A 12,499-nucleotide genomic window follows, 5' to 3' on the forward strand; every position below is an offset into this window, starting at 1 on the left:
TTTACAGGATGTGATATGCGTCTCTTATTAGCCGAGGATAACCGTGAGCTGGCTCACTGGCTGGAAAAAGCGCTGGTGCAGGGCGGTTTTGCCGTGGATTGCGTTTTTGATGGCCGGGCGGCGGATCTCCTGCTGCAAAGCGAAAAATATGCGCTGGCGGTGCTGGATATCGGTATGCCGGGCCTGGATGGCCTCGAGGTGGTACAGCGGTTGCGTAAGCGCGGGCAAACGCTGCCGGTGCTGCTGTTGACCGCGCGCAGCGCGGTAGCGGACCGGGTGAAAGGGCTGAACGTCGGCGCCGATGATTACCTGCCTAAACCTTTTGAGCTGGAGGAGCTCGACGCCCGTCTGCGGGCGTTGCTGCGACGCAGCGAAGGGCAGGTGCATGAGGTACAGCAGCTTGGGGATCTGGAATATCGCGATGAAGGCTATTTTCTGCTGCGTGGTGAGATGTTGTCCCTGACGCCGCGCGAGCTGGCGCTGTTGAAAGTGCTGATGTTTCGCCGTACCCGTCCGGTTTCCCGCCAGCAGCTATTTGAACAGGTGTTTAGCCTCAGCGACGACGTCAGTCCGGAAAGCATCGAACTTTATATTCACCGCCTGCGCAAGAAGCTCCAGCAAAGCAACGTGCGTATTACTACGCTACGCGGGCTGGGTTATCTGCTGGAGTGTGAGCCGCATGAGCTGGGGTAAACCGCAATCGCTGTATGCCCAACTGCTGCTGTTTCTTGGCCTGCCGCTGGCGCTGTTGTGGGGGCTATCGGCATTCAATAGCTACGTGAGCGCGCTGCAGGCGGCGACGCAGGCCTACGATCGTACGCTGCTCTCCTCGGCGCGTACCGTGGCGGAGCGGCTGGTAGTGCGCGGCGGTCATCTGGAGGTCAATGTGCCCTGGGTGGTGCTGGACAGCTTTGAACTCAACATGAACGACCGGCTGTATTACAAGGTGGTCGACCCGCAGGGGAAAGTGATTTCCGGCTTTGACGATCTGCCGGCAATGCCGCCGGCCACTTCACGAACTCAACTTTATCCGGCGCTGGCATGGTTTTATCATACCGAATACCGCGGTCAGGCAATCCGCGTGGCGCGCCTGCTGCAGCCGGTCAATGAAGGCGGTATCGTTGGTATGGCGGAGATTTATATTGCCGAAACGCTGCAGTCGCGGCGCTGGCTGGCCGGACAACTGCTGTTCTCATCCTGGGTGTCACAGGGCTTATTAGTGCTATTGACGTTGGTACTGGCGGGGTGGCTACTGCGCCGCGTTCTGCGGCCAATGCGTCAGCTCTCGGCGCTGATGGTGCGCCGCGAACCCGGCCTGCTGACGCCGCTACCGGAATTGCTGCCGTGGTCGGAAACTCGGCTGCTGATCGTGGCTTTTAACCGCTATATCGACCGCCTGCGGGTGATGATCTCCCGGCAAGAACGCTTTAGCGCCGACGCTTCACATCAGTTGAAAACGCCGCTGGCGGTCCTGAAAACCCAGGCCTCGGTGGCGCTGGCCAGCGACGATCCGCGGCTGTGGCGCGAGAGTTTGCAGGCCATGCGCGCGACGCTGGATGATACGATTTTACTCACCGAACGTTTGTTGCAACTGGCGACGGTAAAACGCCGGGAGCAGGGCGAGCAGGCGTTTGCCGCGGTCGATCTGCAGGAGGTCGTGCACCATAGCTGTTTTTCGCGCATTGCCCAGGCGCGCAGTAAAAACATCGATCTGGGTTATGAGGGCGAGCAGTCGCCGGTGAACGTTTTGGGTGATGGCGTTTTGTTGGGGGAACTGTGCGCCAACCTGCTCGACAATGCGATTCGCTACACTCCGGCACGTGGGACGGTGACGCTGAGTCTGCATCGCGATGGCGAAGCCGTCACGCTGAGCGTGGAGGATAGCGGCCCGGGTATCGATGAAAACCTGATTAACCAGGCGCTGACGCCGTTTCGACGGCTGGAGAATGGTGGCGGCATACCCGGCGCCGGGCTGGGCCTGGCGCTGGTAAACGATATCGCACGTCTGCATCGTAGCCGCCCGCAGCTGTCGCGCAGCGAAAGCCTGGGAGGATTAAAGGTGACGCTGCGTCTGCTGACCGTGGCTTAAAGCAGCCCTTTCTGGCTGAGGGTGAGGCGGGTCGCGGCATTAAGATCGTAGTGTCGCAGGTCTTCGCCCTTCACCCACGCGTAATCGTCGAATTCCTCGTTGATCGTGACCTCGCGGTTGGCGCTTATGCAATCGAAAATCAAATAGATCATGTAGATCTCTTCCTGGCGACCATCGGCATAGGTTTTCACACGGGTATCATCGCGGAAGCTCCATGGCGTGATACGGGTCAACTGCAGTTTTTCGCCAAGCTCCTCGCGGACTTCACGTCGCAGCGCCTCTTCAATACTTTCCCCCGGCTCCACGCCGCCGCCGGACAGCGCCCACTGTCCGGGAAAAACCCCGCGGTCGGCAGCCATCTTGCACAACAGGTAATGGCCATCATTTTGGATTAGCGGGCAAACAATCGTCCTTTGACGCATGATTTTTCTCCTTCGCAGTGAGTCGGGCCGGGTATAGAGGAAACAGTTTGCGAGGCGCCTCGGCAAACCGCAAGGGAAATACGGCGCTGGCTCTACAGAGTGCTAAGTTAAGCGAAATTATCTTATGGAGAGCCACCATGGAAAGGACCACCCATTCCCCACATGACGCCGTGTTTAAACACCTGCTGTCGCATCGGGCGACGGCGCGGGATTTTCTGGACATTCACCTTCCTGAACATTTGCGAGAATTATGCAATCTGCAAACGCTGCAGTTGGAGTCCGGAAGTTTTATCGATGAAGACCTGCGCGCCAGCCATTCCGATATTCTTTACTCGCTGCAAACCCAAGCGGGAGACGGATATATCTATCTGCTTATCGAACATCAAAGCTCTGTGGACCGTCATATGGCATTTCGCCTGATGCGTTATGCGATAGCAGCGATGCAGCGGCATCTGGATAAAGGACATACGCAACTGCCATTGGTGATCCCGCTGCTTTTTTATCATGGGCAAGTCTCGCCCTGGCCGTATCCCATGTGCTGGCTGGAAGGATTTGCTCATCCGCAAACCGCGCGGCAGGTATACAATCAGGATTTTCACTTAATCGATATCACGGTGCTTCCTGACGATACAATAATGCAGCACCGACGGGTCGCGATGCTTGAGTTGCTGCAAAAGCATATCCGGCAACGCGATATGATGGAACTGCAGGAGCAACTAGCCAGCCTTTTGGCGCTGGGATACACTAGCCGCAGGCAGCTCAGGACGCTGCTTCACTATTTATTGCAGGCAGGAAATGCCGCCGATCCGGTCGCCTTTTTACGTAATCTTGCGCAAAATGTCCCCAGACGGCCGCATAAGGAGACGCTAATGAATATTGCCCAGTTTCTGGAACAACGCGGCCATCAGCAGGGCCTTGAGCAGGGCCTGCAGCAAGGTCTTGAACAGGGAGAACAATTGGCTGCGCAACGTATTGCCCAGGCGATGCTGGAAAACGGGCTTGATCTGGCGCTGGTGGCGAAGCTGACGGGGCTTGCGCCGGAGCGTCTGGCTCTGCTCGCACATTAATTTCTCTGCTTCCTTCAAACGGCCTGCGTGATGGCGATCGCGCAGGTTAATATAGATTTATTTAATCAATACAACTCAATTCAATATAATTCTGATGAATTTAAATTCGGCAGAATTTGCATTCTTTCGCAACTGCGCGTCGGTATTGATGTAAAAAGACGCAACTGGTTACACTCTTGTGAAAAATCATTTCGCCAGGTCATTGATTCCTGACGGGTGCGCAGTAGAATTTTCTGGTTTTTTCGGGACTTCTTTGATTCTTCTTTTCTGGATAGAGTAAATAATGAAAAAGAGCATTTTTATGGCCCTGGCCGGGGTAATGATGGTTTCCTCGGCGGCCCATGCTATTAGCGTTACTGGCGAAGCCGGCGAGCACTATACCAACCTCGGCGTTGGCTTCGGTACCGAATCCACCGGCCTTGCTATTTCCGGCAACTGGTTGCATAGCGATAACGACGGCGACGCCGCGGGTTTAGGTCTGGGTCTGAATATTCCGCTGGGACCATTCCTGGCGACCGTGGGCGGCAAAGGCATCTACACCAATCCGAAGCAGGGCGATGAAGGTTACGCGGCCGCGGTCGGCGGCGGCCTGCAGTGGAAAATTGGCGATAGCTTCCGTCTGTACGGCGACTATTACTACTCGCCTGATTCCCTCTCCAGCGGCATCGAGAGCTATGAAGAAGCGAACGTCGGCGCCAGCTGGACCATCATGCGTCCGCTTAGCATCCAGGCAGGTTATCGCTACCTGAACCTGGCGGGCAAAGACGGCAACCGTGATAACACCATCGCCGACGGTCCGTACATCGGCGCCAGCGCCAGCTTCTAATCCTCCGGCGCGGCCATCCGCCGCGCCAAATTTCTTCGTCGCCAGCCCGCGCCTTTGCGCTATAGTAATTCGACTTATCAGGCTGGAGTTCATAATGCTACAAGTGGAAATGCTGTCCACCGGCGATGAAGTGCTGCATGGGCAGATTGTCGATACCAATGCCGCCTGGCTGGCGGATTACTTTTTTAATCAGGGTTTACCGTTAACGCGCCGCAATACCGTCGGCGATGACCTCGACGCGCTGGTGGCTATTCTGCGCGAACGCAGCGAACAGGCGGATGTGCTGATCGTGAATGGCGGCCTGGGGCCGACCAGCGACGATCTTAGCGCGCTGGCGGCGGCGACGGCGAAAGGCGAAGGGTTGGTCCTCAACGCTGAATGGCTGGAGACGATGACGCGATTCTTTGCCGAGCGCGGTCGGCCGATGGCGGAAAGCAATCGCAAGCAGGCGGAAATCCCCGCCAGCGCCGAAATGATCAATAATCCGGTGGGCACCGCCTGCGGGTTTGCCGTACAGTTCAACCGCTGCCTGATGTTTTTCACCCCCGGCGTACCGTCTGAATTCAAAGTTATGGTCGAGCAGGAGATCGTACCGCGCTTACGTGCGCGCTTCACGCTTCCGTCGCCGCCTGTCTGTCTGCGTTTAACCACCTTCGGACGTTCGGAAAGCGAGTTGGCGCAAAGCCTCAATCACCTGCAGCTCCCCCCTGGTGTGGTGATGGGCTATCGCTCGTCAATGCCGATTATCGAGCTAAAACTAACCGGTCCTGCCGAGCAGCGCGATGCCATGCTGGCGCTGTGGCCAGAAGTGCGTAAGGTAGCCGGAGAGAGCCTTATCTTCGAGGGCACGGAAGGGTTACCGGCGCAGATCGCGCGCTGCCTGCAGGAGCGTCAGCTTAGCCTGACCTTGAGCGAACAGTTCACCAGCGGTCTGCTGGCGCTGCAGCTGAGGCGGGCGAACGCGCCGCTTCTCGCCAGCGAAGTGGTGCCGGCGCAGGAGGAGACGTTAGCGCAATCGGCGCGCTGGGCCGCCGAGCGGCGCGTTAACCATTTTGCCGGGCTGGCGTTGTCGGTCAGCGGTCAGGAGGCCGATTACCTGAACTTTGTGCTGGCGACGCCGGAAGGTACGCACGCGCTGCGGGTTAAGTTCAGCGTGAATCGTCATGGGCTGGCGGTGCGACAAGAAGTGTGCGCCATGATGGCGCTGAATATGCTGCGCCGCTGGCTCAACGGTAAGCCGGTCAGCGGCGAGCATGGTTGGATCAACGTCGTCGAGACGCTGTTTATCGACTGATTCAGGCAGGCGCGCCCAGCGCCTGCGCCAGCAGAGTAATGGGATGTTCGCAGCGCTTGCTGGTGGACATCTCAATCTGCCATTTGCAGGTTTCGCAATCGGTAATCACTAAGTCCGCGCCGCTCTCCTCAATCTGGCGAAATAATGGCGCGCCAATCGCCTGCGCCGAAGAATAGTTTTCCGACTTAAAGCCGAAGGTGCCGGCGATACCGCAGCACTGCGAATCCAGTACTTCCAGCTGTAGGCCCGGGATTTGGCGTAAAAGCTCAAGGGTGTATAGCGACCAGCCCATTTTTTCCATATGACATGGGGTGTGATAGACCACCTTCAGCGGCAGCGGGCGCAATGGAAGGGTTTTGCCGGCATCGAGCTGTTTCCAAATCCAGCGGGTCGCTAACTCCACCCGATCCCGCAGATCGCTGTTATCGATATCCAGGAGATGGGGATATTCATCGCGCAGGGTAAAAGTACAGGTTGAAGAGGTGGCGATGATCGGCAAGCTGTTTTCGCGCATGGCGGCGACGTTGCTGTGCGCTTGCTTGCGCGCTTTGTCAAAAAAGCCGTTGGCGATAAGCGGGACGCCGCAGCATTTTTCTTTCGATAGGAGCTGCACGCCGGTACCCAGCGCGTTGACGACGCGAATCAGATCCTTACCCAATTGCGGGTGGTTATAGTTGACGTAGCAGCCATGGAAGAAAGCCACCTGCTCGCTGTACTGCGCCTGTTTGGCGGCGAGCTGGCGATAAGCGCGGCGGAAGGTGCCGAAGCCATATTTCGGCAGCGTGCGGCGATGGTCGATTTTCAGCGCGGTGTCGAGCAGGCGGCGCACCGGTTTTAACCCCGTAGTGGCGTTGACCAGCGGCGCGAAAGGCGTGGAAAGGGTGCCCATCAGATCGGTATGGCTGAGGATGGCATCGCGCAGAGTCGGTTTTTGTTGGCTGTACTGCGCACGCGCGCGTTGAATGATATCGCCGATTTTCACATCAGACGGACAGGCCACCTCGCAGCGTTTGCAATTAATACAATATTTCAGCGCGTCATCGTACAGCGCGCCATCTTTCAGACGCAGACGTTCGCCGTCCGGCCCCGCCTGTTTCGGGCCGGGATAGCGCGGATTTACCCGGCTCACCGGGCAGGCGGTGGTACAAACCGTGCATTTTATGCAGCTTTCAAAGCGAGTATCGTTCATGGCCGGCCTCCTGCAAGGGCGTGGATCTGTCTGGCGGCATGCAGCGCGGTGACGGCGCAAACGCCGCCGCCGCAGCCGAGTTGAATGGCATCGAAACCGCCGAGCAGCGAGCCGATAGCGAAAAGATTACTCAGCGGCTGGCCGAGCAGGTGTGGGCGTAGCATGGGGTCCGTCTTCAAACCAAAGCGTTGCCACGGTTGTGACGCGAAGAAATCACGCTGATACCAGCTATCGCGCGCCAGCGTTTGCTGCAGATCGAGGCCGAGGATCGGTTCGCGCACGCTATCACGGGTGGCGACGAGTCCGTTACTGAAAAAGCTACCGCTCGCCAGCACGGTAAAGCGCGGGCGCAGCGCGACATCGCCGTGATTTCGCGTCCAGACGGCCTCGACGGCGCCCTGCTGATGGCTGATTTTCACCACTTCGTCACCGGCAAGCCAGGTACCACCGGTGCGGATGAACTGACGCTGAAGCTGGCTATGCAGGCGCATCCCCGGCACCGAAGGCGGCAGCGTCGGCAGCAGGCGCAGCGAGCAGGGCAGATGTTCCTGTAGCCAATGCCAGAGGCGATTATCCGCGAGCCCAAAACAGGCGGGCATTATCAGCAGTTCGTACTCTTGCGCTAGCGGCAGCAGCGCGGACTGCAGGGCAGGCCACAGGTTTTCATCATCAAGCACGCGGGCGATGTTGGCGGCACGGAACTCCGTAGGGTTATCGCGCAGCACATCAAGCAGCGGTAAATCAATCTCCGCCGCGGAGGCGTCCACTCCGCTCTGTCCGAGGGCGGCGGCGGCCAGGTGCGGTTGAAAATCGGCAAAACCGCTAATCCCCACCATGCATACGCGCTGCTGCGCGATGGGCGCCAGCGGAACCTCTTCGGGCGACAGCCACGCCGGGCGCAACGTTCCCAGCGGCGTCACCCGCAGATGCGGTCGGCGCGCTTCGCCTTGCATGTTCGCGCCGCAGGCGGCCAGCAGCGCTTCGGCCTGCCTGGCGTATTCGAACACCGCGTCGGCACCGAGACGGGAGTAGGGGTGTTCAGGAAGCTGAACGGCCAGTTGCTGAAGACCTTGTGCGATATCAGTGACGGTATCGCCGTTCGGCAGCGCCGAGAGCAGGTCTAATGAAGCAGAGGAAAAGTGCAGCGCGCTTTGCCCGCGGCTGATTATCACGCAGCGTAGGCCGTACTGATTCAGCGCCAGTCCGCACAGTAGCCCGGCCAGCCCGCCGCCGACGATGGCGCAATCAAATTTCATCCTGATGTTCCTTTTGCAGTCCGCATAAGCCGAGGTAGACCCAGCGGGTAAATTCACTTTCGCGCAGCGCGTCACCCCAGGCGATGGGCTGAACGCCTTTCCAGCGTTCATTGAGAAATTCCGACAGCTGAGTTAACGACTGCGCCGGTGTGGCGACGTTGAAGCGCTGTAGCAGCCCGGCGGCGCGGCAGGCGCACAGTTCCCCCTGGCAGGTGCCCATACCGACTCGGGTACGACGGCGCAGGTCGAGCAGATTCTTCACCGCCAGATTCTCTACCGCGTACTGCACTTCCCCGGCGGTGACCGCTTCACATTCACAGACCAGGCTGCGGTGCTGGCGGCTGTCGCCGAGCCATGCCGGGGTGCGGTCGCCGTGGCGATAGACCGCCGACCCGCGCAGCGGCGTCGGTAGCGAGATAATCTTTTTCAGCGTGGTTTCTGTGGCTTCCTGCGAGCCCGGCAGCGGACGCTCCGCGGTGCGGCACGGCTCAGTATTGCCGAGTTTGCGGCAGACGGCGTCGCTGGCCCATTCCGCCATCAGACGGTAGGTCATCAACTTACCGCCGGTGATGGTGATAAAGCCTTCCATACCGTCGCGCGCGGCGTGGTCGAGCAGCACAATACCGCGGCTGACGCTGCGCCCACTGGGGTCGTCATCGCTGGCGACCAGCGGACGGACGCCGGAGTAAGCGCGTAGCACCCGGGTGCGCCCCATGATCGGCGCCAGTTTTTCCCCTTCGCGCAGCAGCGTATCGACCTCTTCCGTCGTCACCCGGTTATCGTCAATTTCGTCATAAGGAATATGCGTCGAGGTGGTGCCAATCAGCGAGATGGTATCGCCGGGCACCAGAATATCGGCATCCGCCGGCTTGCGGCAGCGGTTAATCACCTGATTATTAATACGATGGTCGAGGATCAGCAGCGAGCCTTTTGCCGGGAACATGGAGATGCGCAGATCGGCGTATTCCGCGATGCGTTGGCCCCAAATCCCGGCGGCGTTGACCACCACCTGTGCGCGCATGCTGCGCGCTTCGCGACGTTGATGATCGTAGATCTGTACGCCGTACACACGATCGCCCTGACGTAGCAGGCCGGTAACCTCGCAGCCGGTGAGGATCTGCGCGCCGTGTTCGCGGGCGTCGAGCATATTGGCGGCCGTCAGACGGAACGGGTCGACGGTGCCATCCGGTACCTGTACGGCGCCAAGCAACGTAGGGTTCACCGCAGGCTCCAGACGTAATGCTTCAGCGGGGGTAAGCGGTTTAGCATCGATACCGGCCTGCTGACAGGCGTTGATGAAGGTTTGCTGCCAGGCCATGTCATCTTCAGGCAGGGTGATAAACAGCCCGTTGGTGGGTTCAATGCAGTGGCGGGCGATGCGACGTAAAATGCGATTCTCGCTGATACATTCGCGTGCGGATTCGCTATCGGTAACGGCATAGCGCGCGCCGCTGTGCAACAGACCATGGTTGCGGCCGGTGGCGCCGGTGGCGATATCGTGCCGCTCAATCAACGCCACACGTAACCCGCGCAGGGCGCAGTCGCGGGCGATTCCCGCGCCGGTGGCGCCGCCGCCAATAATCAGCGCATCAAATTCTTGCGTCTCGGCCATCTTCCGGTCCTCTACTTTCGTTTTACACCATTTAGCCATACCAATAGTGTGGAATGTTTGATTTCGAGCATATTTGCGCGCAATTCGAGCGTTTGCTGTGATTTTGTGCTCACATTGGAAAGTTTTGTCATATATCTGTAACAAAATGTGCGATATTTCACAGTATTAGTTCTACGCTTTGCCTACCATCGCGACCTAATTAGAAGTGCGTGAATAAATTAGATTTTTTGCGTCGATGTCAGTGAAACAGCAATGGCCACGGAGGCTGATATGTTAAGTATTTTTAAACCCGCAGCGCATAAAGCGCGTTTGCCGGCGGCGGAAATCGACCCTTTATATCGTCGATTACGTTGGCAGATCTTTATTGGCATCTTCTTCGGTTATGCCGCTTACTATCTGGTTCGTAAGAACTTTGCGCTGGCGATGCCTTATCTTATTGAGCAGGGGTTCTCTCGTGGCGACCTCGGTTTCGCGCTTTCGGGTATCTCCATCGCCTACGGATTTTCGAAATTCATCATGGGATCGGTCTCCGACCGCTCGAATCCGCGCATTTTCCTTCCTGCAGGGTTAATTCTGGCGGCGCTGGTGATGCTGGTGATGGGCTTCGTGCCGTGGGCGACTTCCAGCATCATGATCATGTTCGTATTGCTGTTTCTTTGCGGATGGTTCCAGGGGATGGGGTGGCCGCCGTGTGGTCGTACCATGGTGCACTGGTGGTCGCAGAAAGAGCGCGGCGGGATTGTCTCAGTGTGGAACTGCGCGCATAACGTCGGCGGCGGTATTCCGCCGCTGCTGTTCCTGCTGGGGATGGCGTGGTTTAACGACTGGCACGCGGCGCTGTATATGCCGGCTTTCGGCGCGATCCTACTGGCGATTTTTGCCTTCGCGATGATGCGCGATACCCCGCAGTCCTGCGGTCTACCGCCGATTGAAGAGTATAAAAACGACTATCCGGATGACTATAGCGAAAAGCACGAAGAAGAGCTGACGGCGAAGCAGATCTTTATGCAGTACATTCTGCCGAACAAACTGCTGTGGTACATCGCGGTCGCTAACGTCTTCGTTTATCTGCTGCGCTACGGCATTCTGGACTGGTCGCCGACCTACCTGAAAGAGGTCAAACACTTCGCGCTGGATAAATCCTCCTGGGCCTACTTCCTGTATGAGTATGCGGGCATTCCGGGCACCCTGTTGTGCGGCTGGATGTCGGACAAAGTATTTAAAGGCAACCGCGGCGCGACCGGCGTGTTCTTTATGACCCTGGTGACGATTGCCACCGTCGTTTACTGGCTGAACCCGCCGGGTAATCCGGGCGTCGATATGGCCTGTATGATCGTCATTGGCTTCCTGATTTACGGCCCGGTGATGCTGATCGGTCTGCATGCGCTGGAACTGGCGCCGAAAAAAGCTGCCGGCACCGCCGCGGGCTTCACCGGTCTGTTCGGTTATCTCGGCGGTTCCGTAGCCGCGAGCGCCATTGTTGGCTATACCGTCGATTTCTTCGGCTGGGACGGCGGCTTCATGGTCATGATTGGCGGTAGCGTACTGGCGGTTCTGCTGCTGATTATCGTCATGCTTGGTGAGCGTCGTCATCATCAACAACTGAAACAAGCCTAAGGAGCGGCGATGAAAATGAAACTTATCGCGCTAATGAGCGGAATGATTTTGGCCAGTTCGGCGCTGTGCTTCAGCGCCGTCGCGGCGGAGAAAATTGTCATCGCCCACCGCGGCGCCAGCGGGTATCTGCCGGAACATACCCTGCCGGCGAAAGCGATGGCTTACGCTCAGGGGGCGGATTACCTTGAGCAAGACCTGGTCATGACCAAAGACGACCGGCTGGTGGTGTTGCATGACCACTATCTCGATCGGGTGACTGATGTTGCGCAGCGTTTCCCGCAGCGGGCGCGTAAAGATGGCCGTTTTTACGCTATCGACTTTACCCTGGCCGAGATTAAGTCGCTGAAGTTCACCGAAGGTTTTGAGCCGAAAGATGGTAAGAACGTGCAGACCTATCCCGGGCGTTTCCCGATGGGTAAATCCGATTTCCGCATTCATACCTTTGAAGAAGAGATTGAGTTTGTGCAGGGGCTGAATCATTCGACGGGGAAAAATATCGGTATCTACCCGGAAATCAAAGCGCCGTGGTTCCACCATCAGGAAGGCAAAGATATTGCCGCCAGCACGCTGAAGGTGCTGAAGGAATATGGCTACACCAGCAAGCAGGATAAGGTTTATCTGCAGTGTTTTGACGCCAACGAGCTCAAACGCATTAAGAATGAGCTGGAGCCGAAGATGGGTATGGATCTCAATCTGGTGCAGCTCATCGCCTATACCGACTGGAATGAAACGCAGCAGAAACAGGCCGATGGTAAATGGGTGAACTACAGCTATGACTGGATGTTCAAGCCGGGGGCGATGACGCAGATTGCGCAGTACGCCGACGGTATCGGCCCGGATTACCATATGCTGGTAGCGGAAGGCTCGAAGCCGGGCGCGGTGAAGCTGACGGCGATGGTAAAAGAGGCGCACGCCAGCCATCTGCAGGTGCATCCGTACACCGTGCGCGCGGATCAGTTGCCGGAGTACGCCACTAACGTTAACCAGCTCTATGACGTGCTGTATAACCAGGCGGGCGTCGACGGCTTGTTTACCGATTTCCCGGATAAAGCAGTGCAGTTCCTGGACGCGAAATAAAACAAAAGGGCCGTAAGGCCCTTTTTTATGTTTTCACCCTCTCCCTGTGG

At 57.9% G+C, this 12,499-nt stretch carries 11 protein-coding genes; 7 read left to right on the forward strand and 4 right to left on the reverse strand.

Features of this window, described 5'->3' with window-relative positions:
- The first annotated feature begins 15 nt into the window (after positions 1-15).
- Complete coding sequence (tctD, locus tag ABLV17_RS00535; RefSeq protein ID WP_308958266.1) at positions 16-693, forward strand: transcriptional regulator TctD; 678 nt, start codon at positions 16-18, stop codon at positions 691-693.
- The gene (locus tag ABLV17_RS00540) at positions 680-2,089 is read left to right on the forward strand and encodes a sensor histidine kinase (RefSeq protein ID WP_271031724.1); all 1,410 of its coding nucleotides are present in this window, start codon (positions 680-682) and stop codon (positions 2,087-2,089) included. The genes tctD and ABLV17_RS00540 overlap by 14 nt, the downstream gene beginning before the upstream one ends.
- Here the strand turns inward: ABLV17_RS00540 and nudI are convergent.
- A complete protein-coding gene (gene nudI / locus ABLV17_RS00545; protein ID WP_087860119.1) occupies positions 2,086-2,511 on the reverse strand; it encodes a nucleoside triphosphatase NudI in 426 nt (141 codons plus the stop codon). The two genes, ABLV17_RS00540 and nudI, sit on opposite strands and share 4 nt — an antisense overlap.
- A 137-nt stretch (positions 2,512-2,648) precedes the next feature.
- Here nudI and ABLV17_RS00550 point away from each other — a divergent pair, with 137 nt between their 5' ends.
- The 3 genes from ABLV17_RS00550 (at position 2,649) to ABLV17_RS00560 (ending at position 5,698) form a co-directional block, all read left to right on the forward strand.
- Positions 2,649-3,578, forward strand: coding sequence for an Rpn family recombination-promoting nuclease/putative transposase (locus ABLV17_RS00550; protein WP_045391428.1), 930 nt, complete (start codon positions 2,649-2,651; stop codon positions 3,576-3,578).
- 283 nt (positions 3,579-3,861) lie between these two features.
- Complete coding sequence (locus ABLV17_RS00555) at positions 3,862-4,404, forward strand: YfaZ family outer membrane protein (RefSeq protein WP_087860120.1); 543 nt, start codon at positions 3,862-3,864, stop codon at positions 4,402-4,404.
- 94 nt (positions 4,405-4,498) lie between these two features.
- Complete coding sequence (locus ABLV17_RS00560) at positions 4,499-5,698, forward strand: nicotinamide mononucleotide deamidase-related protein YfaY (protein WP_308958265.1); 1,200 nt, start codon at positions 4,499-4,501, stop codon at positions 5,696-5,698.
- Position 5,699: 1 nt separating this feature from the next.
- On the opposite strand, the gene glpC is transcribed toward ABLV17_RS00560, so the two are convergent.
- Genes glpC through glpA form a run of 3 tightly spaced genes read right to left on the reverse strand, consistent with a single transcriptional unit; the run spans position 5,700 to position 9,755 of the window.
- Positions 5,700-6,887, reverse strand: coding sequence for an anaerobic glycerol-3-phosphate dehydrogenase subunit GlpC (gene glpC, locus ABLV17_RS00565; protein ID WP_271031722.1), 1,188 nt, complete (start codon positions 6,885-6,887; stop codon positions 5,700-5,702).
- Positions 6,884-8,143, reverse strand: a complete 1,260-nt coding sequence (gene glpB, locus ABLV17_RS00570; protein ID WP_308958264.1) for a glycerol-3-phosphate dehydrogenase subunit GlpB — start codon at positions 8,141-8,143, stop codon at positions 6,884-6,886. Before glpB ends, glpC begins: the two co-directional genes overlap by 4 nt.
- Positions 8,133-9,755 carry an anaerobic glycerol-3-phosphate dehydrogenase subunit A gene (gene glpA / locus ABLV17_RS00575; protein WP_308958263.1) on the reverse strand — a complete coding sequence of 541 codons (1,623 nt, stop codon included), beginning with the start codon at positions 9,753-9,755 and terminating at the stop codon, positions 8,133-8,135. The genes glpB and glpA overlap by 11 nt, the downstream gene beginning before the upstream one ends.
- 270 nt (positions 9,756-10,025) lie before the next feature.
- Between glpA and glpT the strand changes: the two genes are divergently transcribed.
- Both glpT and glpQ read left to right on the forward strand, forming a co-directional pair.
- On the forward strand, positions 10,026-11,372 hold the full coding sequence (gene glpT / locus ABLV17_RS00580) for a glycerol-3-phosphate transporter (RefSeq protein ID WP_308958262.1): 1,347 nt from the start codon (positions 10,026-10,028) through the stop codon (positions 11,370-11,372).
- A gap of 9 nt (positions 11,373-11,381) precedes the next feature.
- Positions 11,382-12,449 (forward strand): glycerophosphodiester phosphodiesterase, encoded by a 1,068-nt coding sequence (gene glpQ / locus ABLV17_RS00585; protein ID WP_308958261.1) that lies wholly within the window; start codon positions 11,382-11,384, stop codon positions 12,447-12,449.
- Positions 12,450-12,499: the final 50 nt, after the last annotated feature.

This window comes from Klebsiella sp. CN_Kp091 (genome assembly GCF_040065095.1).
GTDB lineage: Bacteria > Pseudomonadota > Gammaproteobacteria > Enterobacterales > Enterobacteriaceae > Klebsiella > Klebsiella aerogenes.

Coding starts and splice junctions, on each gene's coding strand:
- glpT (WP_308958262.1), top strand. CDS start 10,026: ATGTTAAGTATTTTTAAACCCGCAGCGCATAAAGCGCGTTTGCCGGCG.
- glpQ (WP_308958261.1), top strand. CDS start 11,382: ATGAAAATGAAACTTATCGCGCTAATGAGCGGAATGATTTTGGCCAGT.
- glpA (WP_308958263.1), bottom strand. CDS start 9,755: ATGGCCGAGACGCAAGAATTTGATGCGCTGATTATTGGCGGCGGCGCC.
- ABLV17_RS00560 (WP_308958265.1), top strand. CDS start 4,499: ATGCTACAAGTGGAAATGCTGTCCACCGGCGATGAAGTGCTGCATGGG.
- glpB (WP_308958264.1), bottom strand. CDS start 8,143: ATGAAATTTGATTGCGCCATCGTCGGCGGCGGGCTGGCCGGGCTACTG.
- ABLV17_RS00555 (WP_087860120.1), top strand. CDS start 3,862: ATGAAAAAGAGCATTTTTATGGCCCTGGCCGGGGTAATGATGGTTTCC.
- ABLV17_RS00550 (WP_045391428.1), top strand. CDS start 2,649: ATGGAAAGGACCACCCATTCCCCACATGACGCCGTGTTTAAACACCTG.
- glpC (WP_271031722.1), bottom strand. CDS start 6,887: ATGAACGATACTCGCTTTGAAAGCTGCATAAAATGCACGGTTTGTACC.
- nudI (WP_087860119.1), bottom strand. CDS start 2,511: ATGCGTCAAAGGACGATTGTTTGCCCGCTAATCCAAAATGATGGCCAT.
- ABLV17_RS00540 (WP_271031724.1), top strand. CDS start 680: ATGAGCTGGGGTAAACCGCAATCGCTGTATGCCCAACTGCTGCTGTTT.
- tctD (WP_308958266.1), top strand. CDS start 16: ATGCGTCTCTTATTAGCCGAGGATAACCGTGAGCTGGCTCACTGGCTG.